At 45.3% G+C, this 15,002-nt stretch carries 13 protein-coding genes; 6 read left to right on the top strand and 7 right to left on the bottom strand.

What is annotated here, in order from left to right; genetic code table 11:
* Positions 1-49 precede the first annotated feature (49 nt).
* Positions 50-541 (top strand): DinB family protein, encoded by a 492-nt coding sequence (locus tag AC5ELV_RS21015; RefSeq protein WP_493431721.1) that lies wholly within the window; start codon positions 50-52, stop codon positions 539-541.
* 162 nt (positions 542-703) lie between these two features.
* On the opposite strand, the gene AC5ELV_RS21010 is transcribed toward AC5ELV_RS21015, so the two are convergent.
* Together AC5ELV_RS21010 and AC5ELV_RS21005 are read right to left on the bottom strand one after the other, a co-directional pair.
* On the bottom strand, positions 704-2,137 hold the full coding sequence (locus tag AC5ELV_RS21010; protein ID WP_493431720.1) for a PTS transporter subunit EIIC: 1,434 nt from the start codon (positions 2,135-2,137) through the stop codon (positions 704-706).
* Positions 2,138-2,161: 24 nt separating this feature from the next.
* Complete coding sequence (locus AC5ELV_RS21005) at positions 2,162-4,354, bottom strand: alpha-galactosidase (protein ID WP_493431719.1); 2,193 nt, start codon at positions 4,352-4,354, stop codon at positions 2,162-2,164.
* Positions 4,355-4,528: 174 nt separating this feature from the next.
* On the opposite strand from AC5ELV_RS21005, the gene AC5ELV_RS21000 reads away from it, so the two are divergent.
* From AC5ELV_RS21000 to AC5ELV_RS20990, 3 genes are all read left to right on the top strand, one after another.
* Positions 4,529-5,350, top strand: a complete 822-nt coding sequence (locus tag AC5ELV_RS21000) for an AraC family transcriptional regulator (protein ID WP_493431718.1) — start codon at positions 4,529-4,531, stop codon at positions 5,348-5,350.
* A 390-nt stretch (positions 5,351-5,740) separates the two neighbouring features.
* A complete protein-coding gene (locus AC5ELV_RS20995) occupies positions 5,741-6,763 on the top strand; it encodes a serine hydrolase domain-containing protein (RefSeq protein WP_493431717.1) in 1,023 nt (340 codons plus the stop codon).
* 24 nt (positions 6,764-6,787) lie between these two features.
* Entirely contained in the window at positions 6,788-7,036 is a 249-nt protein-coding gene (locus tag AC5ELV_RS20990; protein ID WP_493431716.1) for a CPCC family cysteine-rich protein, read from the top strand.
* Between the two features lie 146 nt (positions 7,037-7,182).
* Here the strand turns inward: AC5ELV_RS20990 and mutY are convergent, their stop codons facing one another.
* Together mutY and acpS are read right to left on the bottom strand one after the other, a co-directional pair.
* Positions 7,183-8,415 (bottom strand): A/G-specific adenine glycosylase, encoded by a 1,233-nt coding sequence (gene mutY / locus AC5ELV_RS20985; protein ID WP_493431715.1) that lies wholly within the window; start codon positions 8,413-8,415, stop codon positions 7,183-7,185.
* 4 nt (positions 8,416-8,419) lie between these two features.
* Positions 8,420-8,824, bottom strand: a complete 405-nt coding sequence (gene acpS, locus AC5ELV_RS20980) for a holo-ACP synthase (RefSeq protein WP_493431714.1) — start codon at positions 8,822-8,824, stop codon at positions 8,420-8,422.
* Between the two features lie 184 nt (positions 8,825-9,008).
* Here acpS and AC5ELV_RS20975 point away from each other — a divergent pair, with 184 nt between their 5' ends.
* A complete protein-coding gene (locus AC5ELV_RS20975; protein ID WP_493431713.1) occupies positions 9,009-9,836 on the top strand; it encodes an alpha/beta hydrolase family protein in 828 nt (275 codons plus the stop codon).
* A 211-nt stretch (positions 9,837-10,047) separates the two neighbouring features.
* Here AC5ELV_RS20975 and nadE read toward each other — a convergent pair whose 3' ends face one another.
* The 3 genes from nadE to AC5ELV_RS20960 all read right to left on the bottom strand — a co-directional run bounded on the left by nadE (position 10,048) and on the right by AC5ELV_RS20960 (position 13,274).
* Positions 10,048-10,857 carry an NAD(+) synthase gene (nadE, locus tag AC5ELV_RS20970; RefSeq protein ID WP_250243158.1) on the bottom strand — a complete coding sequence of 270 codons (810 nt, stop codon included), beginning with the start codon at positions 10,855-10,857 and terminating at the stop codon, positions 10,048-10,050.
* Between the two features lie 101 nt (positions 10,858-10,958).
* Complete coding sequence (locus tag AC5ELV_RS20965) at positions 10,959-11,393, bottom strand: BrxA/BrxB family bacilliredoxin (protein WP_023986978.1); 435 nt, start codon at positions 11,391-11,393, stop codon at positions 10,959-10,961.
* Between the two features lie 141 nt (positions 11,394-11,534).
* The gene (locus AC5ELV_RS20960; RefSeq protein ID WP_493431712.1) at positions 11,535-13,274 is read right to left on the bottom strand and encodes a two-component system sensor histidine kinase NtrB; all 1,740 of its coding nucleotides are present in this window, start codon (positions 13,272-13,274) and stop codon (positions 11,535-11,537) included.
* Positions 13,275-13,565: 291 nt separating this feature from the next.
* Between AC5ELV_RS20960 and AC5ELV_RS20955 the strand changes: the two genes are divergently transcribed.
* A complete protein-coding gene (locus AC5ELV_RS20955; RefSeq protein ID WP_493431711.1) occupies positions 13,566-14,831 on the top strand; it encodes a BaiN/RdsA family NAD(P)/FAD-dependent oxidoreductase in 1,266 nt (421 codons plus the stop codon).
* Positions 14,832-15,002 lie beyond the last annotated feature (171 nt).

The following is a 15,002-nucleotide window of genomic DNA, read 5'->3' as shown; positions in this document are numbered from 1 at the left end:
TGGTAAACTGGTGGAGATGATTCTCAAATACAGCTCTGGAGGTTGATGGATGCAGACTTTTTTTCGTTACAACTGGATGATTCGGGAACAATGGTACCGCTGGTGTGAAGAGGTGTCGCAGGAGGAATTGCTAAAACAACGCGTCGGCGGAGTCGGCGGCATTCTAAAGACACTCTTTCATATCGTTGATGTAGAGTGGAGCTGGATTCAAATAATTCAAGGCAAACCTGATTTTCAGGAAGACTTCTCTCAGTATAATACGCTGGATAAAGTCCGTGAGCTGGATGCAAAGTTTCGACTCGATGTCGAGCCGTTCGTGCTCGCCTGGCATGATGGTCTGGAACGGAAAAGGTTTGAAGATCACCTCCCGGACGGCAGGATTGTAATTGATGCATGGGGCGAGGTGATGCGCCATGTCATTGCCCACCAAATCCACCATATTGGACAGTTGTCCATATGGTCTCGGGAGCTCGGCAAGCCTCCGGTTTCGGCCAATGTAATCGGCAAAGGGCTGATTGAGAGTGATGGTATACCCATGTGAACTCAGGGCCGTCCTCGGTCGTTTTTATCGACTGAGGACGGCCCTTTTACTTTTTCATCTATACTCTCTTGTCTATTCACGAATATTCTCTTTTTTAACCGTTTTCATAAAAGCTTGATTATAACTGATTAAGTTTTTTCAACCTATCAATATTCTCTTGGTTCAGACTGTTGACCTCTTGCTCTTGAAAGCACCGTAAGCCAATGTAAATAATGCTCCACATAACAGGGCAATAAGATGAGCGATAAGATAATTTATATGACCATGGTTCTCTGACGCGGCAATTGCAAAGCCTGGAAGAGCCGTGGTTCCGAATCCTATGGCTGTCAGCTTGCTTAAATATACATATGCTCCCGCAATCATTCCTCCGAGGCATCCAGCAACCAAGGGGAACTTATACTTTAAAGTGACCCCGAAGATCGCGGGTTCCGAGATTCCAAAAAGTACAGACCCGAATGCAGAGTAACCCATTTCTTTAACTTTGGTGTCTTTGCGATTCAAAAGAATATACCCCAAAACGGCGCCCCCTTGAGCCATCAAAGCTACTGATGCCAATGGGTTGATAAAATTTCTGCCTGTATCGGTTAACAGCTGCGCTTCTACCGCACCCATAACATGATGTAAGCCTGTAATAACAATGATCTGCTGAGTGCCTGCAAAAAACATAAAACCGAATATCCCAAGGTTTTGCGTCATCCAAAGCAGCGAAACGGTAACCAGACTAGCCAACTCTCGCCCAAGAGGGCCGATAATGGTAAACAATAGCAAGGAAGAAACAAAGACCGTCAGCAACGGAGCCAAAAATAGTTTAATCATGTCCGGCACCTTTTTGTTAAAAAACTGATCCAACTTGGCTACCACATATCCCATCATTAAAGCAATAATAATACCGCCCTGAAATCCAACCAACTGTACGGGAAGGCCGAAAAGACTGATCGATTCCGGGTTTTGACTCCCTTTAGCTACCTCAAAGGCATCCGCCAGGGCCGGATGAAGCATTATTGCACCCAGCACAAGCCCCAGAATAGGACGACCGCCATATCTCTTGGTTGCAGAATAAACAACAAGCAGCGGCAGGATGGTGAAAATACCCGTAGAAACGATTTGAACGAAGCGATTGATCCCTTGGAAAATTGGATACATCTCCACAATCGATTTAGGACCGAATAACCCCTTCTGACCTAACAGCCCGGTTATCCCCATTAACAATGCAGCGGCAAGAATTCCCGGCATGATCTCAATGAAGACATCTGACAGCGATTTAATGGCTTTTTGAAAAGGATTTTGCCTTTGTGCGGACTTCGTTTTGACATCACTTAATGACATATCTTCCGTTCCGGTCAGTTTGGAAAACACGGCATAGATATTATTGACCAACCCTGCTCCAAAAATGATCTGTAGTTGGTCCCCCGCTATGAAAACGCCTTTAACCAGATCAATATCTTCAATCTTTTTTAATTCCGCTTTTTCATTGTCCTCAAGTACAATTCTTAATCTTGTGGCACAATGGGCCACACCGATAATGTTGTCTTCACCACCAATATATTTTAAAATTTCTTGAGAAATTTGCTTATACTGCTTTTCTTTTGCTTCCATCTAGTAAAACCTCCTCTAGCTAAATCAGATGTCTTCTTTGACAAATCTCCAGAACATGCCTAAAAAGTCCTGCTTTACCCTGGCAAGCGTTATGCCGACATGCATTAATTCATCACCGCCGAATAGCTCACCGGTTTCTACATTTCTATAAACGTAATCTGGATTCAAACCTTTGAATTTTAACGTTTTAATCGCGGCTGCGGGTTGGGATAAAACCTTGAAATAGCTGGCCGCCATTTCTGTTTGATCTTCCGACACAAAGTTCCATGCGGCTTCATTTTCATCAAACGGATTAATTATTCTGTAAAACTTCCCAAATTGAATGAGCGATCTCATTTCTTTATATAGAGCGATCTGTTTTTTTACTATTTCTTTTTCCTCAACAGATAATGTCGTCAAATCCAGCTCATATCCAAAATTCCCGGCCATGGCGACATAACCTCTTGTCTCCAAGGGAGTTATTCTGCCCACTTGATGGTTGGGTACCGTGGAGACGTGTGCCCCCATGGTAATCGGAGGGTAGACAAGACTTGTTCCCCATTGAATTTTCAGTCGGCAAATGGCATCCGTATTGTCACTCGTCCAAGTCTGAGGCATGTAATAGAGCATACCAGCATCAAAACGGCCTCCCCCACTAGAACAGCTCTCAAATAAGACATGGGGAAACTTTGATGTAAGCTCTTCCAGAATGTTATAGAGTCCCAGGATATAACGATGCGCGGTCTCCCGTTGTCTCTCGGGTGGCAAGGCTGCCGAACCCACATCCGTCATGTGACGATTCATGTCCCATTTTACATAAGTAATCGGAACGTCCGACAAAATATCAGAAACCGACTTAATAATGTACTCACACACTTCCTTCCTCGATAAATCCAACATAAGCTGATTTCTTCCCAACGTATACGGACGATCAGGGACATGGATACACCAATCGGGATGCTTTCTGTATAAATCGCTGTCTATGGATACCATTTCAGGTTCAAACCACAAACCAAACTCCATACCCAGATTTCGAATGCGGTTTGCAAGATCCAGCAATCCATCTGGAAGTTTGCGACGATCCACCACCCAATCGCCTAATGAAGTATTATCATCATCCCGTTTTCCAAACCACCCATCATCCAATACAAACAGCTCCACTCCTACACTTTGTGCTTCCTTCGCCAACTGCTCAATTTTGTCGGCATCAAAGTTAAAGTAAGTGGCTTCCCAGTTATTAATCAGGATTGGCCGCTCCTTGTCACGAAAAGGCCCCCGACATAATCTGTTCCTGTATAAATCATGATAAATTCTCGACATGCCGCCCAAGCCATTTTCGGTGTATACCATGACCACTTCTGGCGTTTGGAACGATTCCTCCGGTTCCAGTAGCCATGTAAAATCAAAAGGATTGATCCCCATCGCGACTCTTGTATTCCGATAGGAATCTACCTGAGCCTGGGCCGTAAAGTTCCCGCTGTACACCAGATTAAAGGCGTACACTTCACCTTGTTCTTCATCTGTCCCTTCTCTTACAAGTGCCATAAAGGGTGCCTGTTGAGGGCTACTGGCTCCACGGCAGCTGTCTACCATTTGAATTCCGGGTAAAATTTTTCGCCTTGCTATATTTTTTTCATTATTATGCGCACCGTACAAGGTAATGAGTTCGTATTCATCATCACGAAAATCCACACTAGCACTTAACGCTTTAAGCAGTTTTAGCTGCTGCGGACCTTCATTATCGAAACGGACTGAACGGGTAATGACATCCCGCTTTTGATATAGGCTATAGGATAGTACAACCTTTACATCAATTAATGAGTCTTCAAGGACGATTTCCAGTGTTTCTACTTCGCCAGCATCCTCTGCATACGTAGAAGGAAGCCCTTTCAATTTTGGTTTACCTTGGTAAATCCGATGTTCTTTATAGCGAAAGTCTGTCACTGTAGAACCATTCTCCAATTGAAGCTGATACGCAGGAATCCTGAAATCACTATTTCCAAATGACGGATATTCTTGCGGGATGGTATCCAGTGAAAAGGCTCGATCCGAGCCACCGGGATTGGGTGAAAATCCTCTATCCATAAAGATGATTTTATTGCTTCCCCGATAGTTCTGAATTTTCTTCCCCCAATACAGATGGGCTAGATAACCATCTCGTATAACCTGCATGACATAACTCGTATTGCTGCCTTGTAAATGGAATAAAAGCTTCTCTTTATCGATGTATATAGCCATAGTAACCCCCTTGTAGCGCCAATAGTAATATTTTTAAAAAATATAAATTATGTTGTTTGCATATCGTTTACATTCTAATCATAATTGAATAGTTTTAATAATTATATGGAATAATGTAGACTCTATATGAAACAGTGTGATAATATGCAGAGATGAATTAAGGGGTGAAACCAAATGAGTTCGCATTTTTCCAATCATTCCTATAACAACTTGGATCTCAATCTATACACATGTGGCAAAGAGAGCTGTACCAGCAAACACTCTTATGGTCCAGCCATTCGAAGCGGATATATGGTGCATTTTATTTTAAAAGGAAAAGGGATCTTTAAAGTCAACGATAAAATCTATCATTTGGAGAAAAACGATGCTTTCTTCATTGAGCCGAAGGTTTTAATTTACTACGAAGCGGACGAGCTCGACCCATGGGAATATGCCTGGATTGGTTTTAATGGGGTGCAAGCCAAAGAATATCTAAGCCGGACCTGTATTAATAGGGACAATCCCATTTTCCGGTTAGAAGCGGAGGGCAGCCTTGCCCGCTGTATGGAGAGCATCGTCGTTTCTTCTACACTGAAATCCAACAAAGACCTGCTGCTTGCATCCAAGCTGTATGAATTTCTGTATCTGATGTTTGAACATTACCCTAATCAGGAAGTCAACCCTGAGGTAAGACAGCAGCGGTATATTAAAGAAGCGCTTCTCTTCATTCGACAAAACTATTCACACTTCATTACCGTAAGTGACATTGCCAAGTACATTTCAATTGACCGTTCGTATTTGCATCGTTTATTTAAACAGCAACTAAATAAGTCACCGCAGGAATTTTTATTGCATTTGAGGATTGAAAAATCGTGCTCCCTATTAAAAAATACTCCCCTTAAAATCGGAGATATTGCTCGATCAGTAGGGTATAAAGATGTACTCCTATTCTCCAAGATGTTCAAAACGGTCAACAAGGTGACTCCATCCGAATACCGAAAAAATCCCCAAAAATAACACGCTTTGTTCGTAACTAAGTTAGGAATTTTTCATTCAAAATAAAAAATAGCGGTAGTATGGAGCAACCTCATGTCCATACTGCCGCTATTGTCAAAAGAAAATAAAGTTCTAGACTGAAAAATAAAGTGGTAGACTGACGTTGCTTCATTAAGCTAACGGGTAGGATAGTTAAGATCTCATTCGCGCTGAACCGTATCACAAATAGTGGTAAAGCAGAGGAGTGCTCCTGAAAGGTTGATGCTTCGATGTTGAATCTCCAAATTGGGGCCAACAATGCGGCACATATGGAATTTCTAATTTTGATAGTGCGTATTATCGTAAAAAATTTTATATCATAATATGCTCTTCTTAGACATCGATGTATTTATATTTAGGAGGAGTAGAACTATGAATAAAAGAATTACAGATTTCGAAAGTCTTATTAAAACAGACTATGGTAATATTGCTGGTATTGTGGTGATGCATGGCGGAGAAAAGGTATATGAAGGCTATTTTGACGGCTACACCGCTGAAGATACCATTCATATTGCATCAGTGACAAAGAGTGTTATTTCTGCGCTGATTGGCATTGCCATAGATAAAGGCTATATTGAAAACATAGACCAGAAAGTATTGGAATTTTTCCCCGATTACACGGTCAAACGCGGTGAAAAAACGATACAGAATGTCACAATAAAAAATATGCTGACAATGACAGCACCGTATAAGTACAAGTCAGAGCCATATACAAAAGTTTATACAAGCGATGATTGGACAAAAGCTGCGCTGGACTTGTTGGGCGGTAAGAGCGGTCTTGGAGGGTTTATATATTCCACCATTGGAGTACAGATTTTGTCAGGAATTCTTACAAATGCAACAGGCCAACCTGTGCTTGATTTTGCCATAGAAAATCTGTTTGAACCACTTGGAATCAAAGCACCTCATAATGCGATTGTACATTGCAAAGAGGAGTATTTTTCTTTTCTTAAGGATAGATATGTTCGTGGTTGGGTGGTGGACCCCAAAGGCACAAACACCGCCGGTTGGGGACTTACCTTAACGCCACGGGATATGGCAAAAATCGGTCAGCTATACTTAAATGGAGGCTTTTGGAACGGCAAGCAATTTCTATCCTCAAAATGGATCAAGGACAGTACCAAAGAAAACAGTCGACGGGAAGAGTCGCCATACGGCTATTTATGGTGGATTGTTGACAACAAGGATCAGGGTTGTTATGCAGCTTTGGGTGACGGTGGAAATGCGATTTTCGTAAATACCGAGAAGAAAGTGGTAATTGCTATCGCTTCTCGTTTTATGCCACGTGCGAAGAACAGAATTGAATTGATTGAAAAGCATATTGTACCGTTATTTGAGGATAATCAGTTTGTTGTTAGACAAAAAAGTAGACATGGGGAACCATACCATAAGTAATGGCGAAAAATTGCATTCTCGGATTTGCCTGAAAAAAGTCATCAGGTGGTCGTTGTAGTTGAGAGAGGTGTCGCAACAAATAAGACAAGTTTTTGTGAAATTTGTTTTTGTGAAAATGATGTTGTTCAATATCACGACCCCGATTATGAAGGGGGAGCAAATATTGAATCGCTAAGGCAATATCAAGAAGCCTATTTACAAGGACGTGTTAATCGTAAGCCAACAATTAACGATGAGCGTAATGAGAACTGGAAACCACTTTTGAAAAAGTGACAGTTTCATTACGCTAACGGGAAACGTTAGTTCAATGGAAACAGCGACAGTCTAGGACTTTATTTTCTCGTCCTTGGTTGTCGCTGTTTCCATTTTCTAGGCTTAGTCTAATACTTTATTTTTTGCTGACAGCTATTCAATTAACATCAGTCCCCTTTTTGCTTCGCATAATACTCGGTGATCAAATCAAGGAACACCTTGGGAAACGCCAAGGTGGCCATATCGGCCTCGCTGATCCAGCGGTACCCCGCTGGCAGCACATTGCGCGTGTGCTCCGCCTGCTCAGCCAGCGCAATCAACACACCCGGCTTCGCTCCGGTGCTGTAGCTGGCCCGTTGCTCGGCAGCCAGCGGATGTCTTCCCGCCTCCCCGGCAGGGACGGCGACCTCTTCACACTGGAACACACGCAGGTTCCAGTGAATGTGGCTGAACGTGTGCTCCGCCTCACGTACAAACCGCACCGGGCGCGCAAGCACGCCCTCTGCCAGCAAATGAGCCGCCAAATGGTCCATGGCGGGCTCATCCGGCACCGGACCGTTGTAGCCCTCCGGTCCGGCAAGCTCATGCGGCAGCTCCCACATGCGGGCCAACAGGCCCTTGGCCGGGCGCTGCCGTACGAGCAGGCGGCCTGCGTTTGCTCCGCTGCCCTCGATGAGAGCGACGGAGCGCGGCTCCAGCCGCGGCGGCTTCGCCTTGGTCTTGACTGGCAGCGTCTCCTCGCGACCTGCCAACCTGCCCGAGCAATGCTCCATGACCGGGCAGGTCAGACAATGAGGCGACTTCGGGGTGCAGACCAGCGCCCCCAGTTCCATCAGCGCCTGATTAAAATCAGAGGCCCTCCCTTCGGGAATCAGCTCCCGTACCAGACTTTCCATATGCGCCCGCGTGCTGCCCTTCATAATATCCTCTTCAATGAGAAAATAACGCGACAGCACACGCATCACATTCCCGTCCACAGCAGGCTCGGGTCGATTGAAGGCGATACTCATAATCGCCCCCGTCGTATACGGGCCTACTCCTTTCAGTGCAGCAACAGCTTGTGTATCATCCGGTACCTGCCCGCCGTGAAGCTCAACTACTTGTTTTGCCGCAGTTTGCAAATTTCGGGCCCGCGAATAATACCCCAGCCCTTCCCACAGCTTAAGCACATCCTCTTCGGGCGCTTCCGCCAGCGCTTCAATCGTGGGAAAACGTGCAATAAAGCGATTAAAATACGGAATGACCGTATCCACACGCGTCTGCTGAAGCATAATTTCCGAGATCCAGATATAAAAAGGATTCCGATGGCGGCGCCACGGCAAATCCCGTTTGTTACGTGTATACCAATTTAACAGTTCAAAGCTGAAATAACGCTTTTGTTCCAATGTATTTGTAGTCATCACATCACATCTCCTTATATTCGACAATCACAAAAGCAGAGGCAATGTTAGGCTGATGTGTAATGCTCAAGTGAATGCTGTAATTCGAGTCACCTGTAGACGGCAAGCTCAGTCTATCCCACGCGGATGAAGACAAATAAACTACTGGCTTCCCCCCAGGTTCCGGTAAAATATCCATATCGCCGAACCCAATGATTTGCCCAATTCCGCAACCGAAGGCTTTCGTTATCGCTTCCTTGGCGGCAAAGCGCCCTGCTACGAACTCCGTTAGTCTACCCTTACGTTCCACAGCAAGCTCACGTTCTGCCGGGGTCAGCACCCGATTCAAAAACGCATCTGCATATTTACCTGCCAAAATATCAGCCATACGGCTTATTTCCAGCACATCATGTCCAATTCCGTAGATCATTTGGGTATTCCCCGTCCTTTTTACTTTACTGGATCTATTGTAACAGTGCGTCCACACCCTGGCGAGTCACAAAGGCGTAAAAACGGCACCAAAATATGTTAAAATAAGAAAGGCTATAGGTGAATGTTTTGAAATTCAGCTGATATGCCTCTTTAAAAAAATTCCCGTAGAAAGGAAGGATAGGATGTCAGAAACCATTATTGTTGAAGCAGGTACCGAAGCAGGAACAGACGCGGTGATCCGGGCTTCCTGGTTTCCCGCTAAAAATACAGCCAAAAGCCTGCTCATCATCGCTCATGGCTACAAAGGATTTAAGGATTGGGGCATGTTCCCCTATATAGCAGAAGCATTGAGTATGGATAACCATGTTGTGACCTTCAACTTTTCACATAATGGCATAGGTGAGGATCTGGGGAATTTTACCGAGCTGGAAAAGTTCGCACGCAACACCTATAGCCGCGAACAAGAGGATTTGGATGTATTGCTGTCCAATCTGAGAGCACGCCATGAGTTCAGAGAATTGCCGTTGTTTCTGTTAGGACATAGCCGAGGCGCGGGAAGCTGCTTTGTATATGCTCTAGATCATCCCGGCGAGATTGCTGGCGTCATTTCATGGAATGGCGTGACAGATCTTGATCTGTTTACTTTACCGCAAAAAGAAGAAATGCGCGCCAAGGGGCGCAGCTATGTGGAGAACGCCAGAACTGGCCAACAGCTTCCACTGGATGCTGTCATTCTGGAAGATCTGGAACAAAATCGCCAGCGTTTTGCCATTGTAGACAGACTTGCCAACAGTCAGCTCCCAGCTGTACTGATCCAGGGAACCGAAGATTCCAAACGTCTACGGGAAGGCTCCGCCCTGCTCACATCCGTTCGTCCCGACATCGAATGGGTACAAATTCAAGGCGGCAATCATACCTTTAATACCGTTCATCCATTCCAGGGAGGCAGTCTTCCACTGGATCAGGCGATTACCGAAACCCGCCGCTTCATTGAGTGGATCGCCAATTAATTATTGCCCCTTCAATACAAACGGCGATCCGCCGGGCGGATCGCCGCATTTATTTACTTCAGGATTTTGCAAAATTCGATTCCAGTCGCTCCAAGTGCAATATATAGACGAACTAGACCATTTCGATCTATATATTGTTTATTGAAAATCGCTTATTGGATTTTTGCAAAATCCTCACTTGAGCATTTTACAATTCCATAATAATTAATGCTTAAACTCCTGGGATGCTTGTCCGTTTATGCGCTGTACGTGTAAAGAAGCTTTCCAGCTTTTCGCGTGCCGCCGGGTCAATTTCCTTGCCTTCCAGGTAGTCGCTGTTTGCTTCGTAGGAGATCCCCAGTTCTTTTTCATCCGTCTGGCCTTCCCATAATCCTGCTGTAGGCGCTTTGTCCAAAATGGCCTGCGGAACTCCAAGGTAGCTGGCCAGCAAGCGCACCTGACGTTTGTTCAGCGTGCTAAGTGGCGTAATATCAACCGCTCCATCGCCCCATTTGGTATAAAAGCCTGTAATGGCTTCTGAAGCGTGATCTGTGCCAACGACGAGCAGATTCAGCTCATTCGCGAGTGCGTACTGAACCACCATACGTGTTCTTGCCTTTACATTCCCTCTCACTTGCGGAGTAATGGAACGCTCCAGACCGATATCCTTCAACGTATGCTCCACTTCCACGGCAACCTTGTCCACGGCTTCCTTAATGTTCGTTTCTCCGGCATATTTCAGGTCGAATGCTTTGGCAACCGCGTAGCTATGCTCGATATCTTCCTGTTGGCCGTATGGCTGGAATACACCCAGCGTTTTGTATTCTTCCCCTTGCTCCTGCGTCAACTCATCTGTAGCCCGCTTGCACAAAGCAGCTGCTACAGCACTGTCAATCCCGCCACTGATGGCGATCAATAGCCCTTTGCTTCCCGTTTTCGTTACATACGACTTGAGGAAATCCACACGCTTACGGACCTCCGCTTCTACGTTAATCGTAGGCTGTACTCCCAATTCAGCAATAATCTGTTCCTGCAAACTCATCAGATAAGCACCTCTTTTTTAGGAATTTCCTTCACAAGCCAACATGCAAAAGCCCCGGCAAGTTTCGCAGGCGAAAAATGCGGGGCATAGCTTGAGCAGTCTTACCGGCAAAAACGATCGAATGCACTGGTCAAATCAGCAGCGATCTGATCTGCCGAACGATCCTCCACCTGATGACGCTCGATGAAGTGAACCAGCTCGCCGTCTTTCAACAGCGCGATAGAAGGGGAAGACGGTGGGTAAGGTGCGAAAAATTCGCGAGCCTTTGCTGTTGCTTCCTTGTCCTGTCCGGCAAAAACCGAATACAGATGATCTGGCGTAAGATCATGCTTCAACGCTTCAGCCACCCCCGGGCGGCATTGACCTGCGGCACAACCACAAACCGAGTTCACAACCACCAGCACTGTTCCTTTAGCATTAGGCAGCTTGGCCTCCACATCTTCAGAAGTGCGCAATTCCTGAATCCCAAGATTCGTCAGTTCATCGCGCATCGGCTGAACTGAATCTCTCATATATTGATCGAAAGACATAGACATATTCTTTCACTCCTTTTCCAAAAATCATGTATACTACGTTTCTAATTTCATCCTTTGCCGTAGTAAAGGCATGGACATCTAAACTTCATTATACAATCTTTTTCACGTAATTTGCAAAAATTCGGCTATATATTTGCACGATTATTTCTGTATCGAATTCATGGCAGGAGGCTCAGAATGATCCCGGTAAGTCGGAACGGTTCTGCGCAATCGGACTTTAAACTGCGTGCCCATTCCCTCCACCGAATCTACAGCAATTGTACCATGATGACGCTCCACTATACTTTGACATAAGGCCAGCCCCAGACCTGTACCTTTCGTTTTGGTTGTGTAAAAAGGTTGGAACAGTTTTTCGAGCTGTTTTTGCGGAATTCCCGGACCTGTATCCTTTACTTCCAGTTCCACGAAATCCCCTTCCTCATGAGTAGAAATGGTCAGCACTCCCTTTTCCCCCATTGCTTCCATCGCATTACGCGATAAATTAAGCAGCAATTGCTTCATTTCCTTAGGGTTCAAATGCAGCATCGTTACATGATCCTCCAGCTTTAGCTCAATCGTCTGTCCCCTCAGATTCGCATCTGCCCACAATAAAGGTGTCAGTTCGCGAATAATATCATGCAGATGACATTGCTCCTTCTCGACAATTCGATTCTGGGCCAGTGAAAGAAAATCGTTAATAATCCCGTTCGCCCGGTCAAGTTCCTCCATCACAATGCGGTAATAATGGTTGAGGGATTCTGGGCTTTTCTCACGCATAAGCTGTAAAAAACCACGCACAACCGCCATCGGATTACGTATTTCATGAGTAATGCCCGCTGCCATCTGTCCAACTAGACTGAGCCTCTCGAAATTGCCTAGCTCACTGCGCAGCGTCTCCAGCTCTGTAATATCTTGCAAGGCGATAATAACGCCTGTCGTTTGGTTTACATGTTTATCCCGAATAGGAAGGAAACTTGAGAAAAATACTTTGGGAGTAACATTTATAAAATCAGCACCCGCCTCTCCTTCCAACGCTTTCGCAACTCGTTCGTTAACCACAGGTAAAGCGCTAAAACCATATAACGAGGTCAATGGACGGCCCACTATCTCAGGCAGCGTAATATAGGGATCGTAGTCCCGATAGAGTTCCAGCATCGTTTTGTTCATATGTATAACTCGTTCTTCGCTGTCCAGAGTAACAAGAGATAACGGCATCAAATCCATAACTTGACGCAGCTTATCCACTTCGATCAGATATTTGCTCGTAAACTCAGTCACATCACGCCGCAGCGCCAGCTTCTCAAAGGCATTGTGCATCAGACTCACGACTGTAAAACTTGCCAGCACCCCTGCACCAATATTCCAAAACGTTGTAAGTAAGTCAGGAATGTATACTGAAACATCCTGTTTGCCCCAAAGTAGCGGAAATATCGCCTTAAACAGCATATCAGCCACAACATATGCGGAGATCAGGAGCTTTTTGTCCAACAATGTTCCTCTTTGGAAAAACTTGACATGCAGCAGCATAAAAGGAAAAAGGATAAAACCCGTGCCCACATACATCGGAGACATTTCTGTCGACTGGGCTATAATCAGGACACCCATCAGTGCGGAAGCGGCGAGCACGAAGGCAGTGCGACGTCTACCGTACATGATGCCAACAGCAAGGGGAATAATACCGAGATTGGAAGGTAGACCATACGGAGACTGATATTGAAAGAGTGTACATAGCAATATGGCTGGCAAGCAACACAAATACAGTATTCCTTGATTGGGTCCAGGAAGCAGATTGCCGCCCCAAACCTTTTTCTTATCCCCATAATCCGTTAATATAGAGAAAAAACCCGCCGATATAACGGCAAGGAGAACTTGGAGCACACTTTCCTTCAACGCAATTAACAAGGACTTCTCCCCCTCATCATCTTTCCTTGACGCCGTTAGTTGAATTAAAGCACAGGCTACAATATATTACAATATATGTGTTAAAATCCCGGTGTAGAACGACAAAATCTGCTAAATATTAGATGTATATAAGAGAATCGTTTTTACGTATTTTAAATTCCTGCAATTTGAAAGATATACGCGTTTACCGTGCTCTAAGGCTATTTAAAGCGACGGTATTACGATATGATGGAAAATCGGTTACACCATTCTGAATTTTTTGAAAATTTGTCGACGAAAAGGAAGAGGTTTATGACTTACGACGTTATTGTGATCGGAGGCGGCTCAGCCGGATTAATGGCTGCTGCTGCTGCCAGCGGTGAAGGTGCCAAGGTGCTTTTACTGGAAAAGGGAAATAAACTCGGACGAAAGCTGGGGATCTCTGGTGGAGGCCGTTGCAATGTCACGAATGCCAAAGAGCTGGACGAACTCATTCGGCACATTCCCGGCAATGGCCGTTTTCTGCACAGTGCACTGGCGGCTTTCGGCAATCGGGATATCATCGCTTTTTTTGAACAGCTGGGTATAGCCTTAAAGGAAGAAGACAATGGGCGTATGTTTCCAGTGACGGACAAAGCCAAAACAGTTGTCGATGCTTTGATCAACAAGGTACGCTCTCAAGGAGTCGAGATTCGGACAAGCTGTCCTGTTCAAGAGGTTATTTACAATGAAGGTCATACGGCTGGGGTGCGGCTGCGTTCCGGTGAAATTCTACATAGCCGTAATGTCATTGTAGCCGTTGGTGGCAAATCCGTCCCACATACAGGCTCGGAAGGTGACGGCTATGCATGGGCAGAACAAGCAGGGCATACGATTACGGAGCTGTATCCAACAGAGGTTCCGTTGACCTCAGGTGAGACATTCATCCAGACGAAAGAGCTACAGGGACTATCCTTACGCGATATCAGTCTGACCGTATGGAATGCGAAGCAAAAGAAAGTTGTCGTCCATGAAGGAGATATGATTTTCACACATTTCGGTCTATCCGGCCCAACTGCTTTGCGGTGCAGTCAGTTTGTTGTCAAGGGAATGAAAAAGGATAAGGTAAACACGGTGTTATTGACTCTCGATTTGCAGCCTCACAAACATGCCGATGAAGTCTACCGTGAGACGCTGGAATTGGCATCGGTCGATGCTAAAAAAGCGATCAAAAACGTGCTTAAGCCTTATTTACCGGAACGCTTAATTCCATTGTTGCTCCAGCAAGCCGAACTGCGTGAGGACTTGACCTATGATCATATTCCCAAGCAGCAATGGCAAGAACTTGCTCATCGCATTAAGGCGTTTCCAATCCGTGTGAACGGTACGCTCTCTCTGAAGGAAGCATTTGTTACCGGGGGCGGTGTGAATTTGAAGGAAATTAATCCGAAAACAATGGAGTCCAGGCTGATGCCTGGATTGTTCTTCTGCGGTGAGATTCTCGATATTCACGGTTACACAGGTGGTTATAATATTACAGCGGCGTTTACGACAGGGCATACAGCAGGAATGCAAGCGGCTTTAAACGTGATGCTGTAGGAGTGGGAGGCACTACGCGTAGGCTTTGATCTTACGATCGCTGTCGCTTCTCCAGATTCAAATCCTCCGCTGCGCTGCAACCGCCATTACATCCGCATTCTTATAGGAAAAGTAGGAAGGAAATCGAAAAGACTTAAATCAGTCACATTTCTGATTTAAGTCTTTTTTTGA

The organism is Paenibacillus sp. NMA1017, assembly GCF_058895805.1.
Note: the sequence above shows the minus strand (reverse complement) of the source record. Positions and strands in the feature narration are given on the sequence as shown.

What these genes read in the sequence shown, in the direction of transcription:
- AC5ELV_RS21015 (WP_493431721.1), top strand. Translation starts at nt 50, where the DNA reads ATGCAGACTTTTTTTCGTTACAACTGGATGATTCGGGAACAATGGTAC.
- AC5ELV_RS21010 (WP_493431720.1), bottom strand. Translation starts at nt 2,137, where the DNA reads ATGGAAGCAAAAGAAAAGCAGTATAAGCAAATTTCTCAAGAAATTTTA.
- AC5ELV_RS21005 (WP_493431719.1), bottom strand. Translation starts at nt 4,354, where the DNA reads ATGGCTATATACATCGATAAAGAGAAGCTTTTATTCCATTTACAAGGC.
- AC5ELV_RS21000 (WP_493431718.1), top strand. Translation starts at nt 4,529, where the DNA reads ATGAGTTCGCATTTTTCCAATCATTCCTATAACAACTTGGATCTCAAT.
- AC5ELV_RS20995 (WP_493431717.1), top strand. Translation starts at nt 5,741, where the DNA reads ATGAATAAAAGAATTACAGATTTCGAAAGTCTTATTAAAACAGACTAT.
- mutY (WP_493431715.1), bottom strand. Translation starts at nt 8,415, where the DNA reads ATGACTACAAATACATTGGAACAAAAGCGTTATTTCAGCTTTGAACTG.
- acpS (WP_493431714.1), bottom strand. Translation starts at nt 8,824, where the DNA reads ATGATCTACGGAATTGGACATGATGTGCTGGAAATAAGCCGTATGGCT.
- AC5ELV_RS20975 (WP_493431713.1), top strand. Translation starts at nt 9,009, where the DNA reads ATGTCAGAAACCATTATTGTTGAAGCAGGTACCGAAGCAGGAACAGAC.
- nadE (WP_250243158.1), bottom strand. Translation starts at nt 10,857, where the DNA reads ATGAGTTTGCAGGAACAGATTATTGCTGAATTGGGAGTACAGCCTACG.
- AC5ELV_RS20965 (WP_023986978.1), bottom strand. Translation starts at nt 11,393, where the DNA reads ATGTCTATGTCTTTCGATCAATATATGAGAGATTCAGTTCAGCCGATG.
- AC5ELV_RS20955 (WP_493431711.1), top strand. Translation starts at nt 13,566, where the DNA reads ATGACTTACGACGTTATTGTGATCGGAGGCGGCTCAGCCGGATTAATG.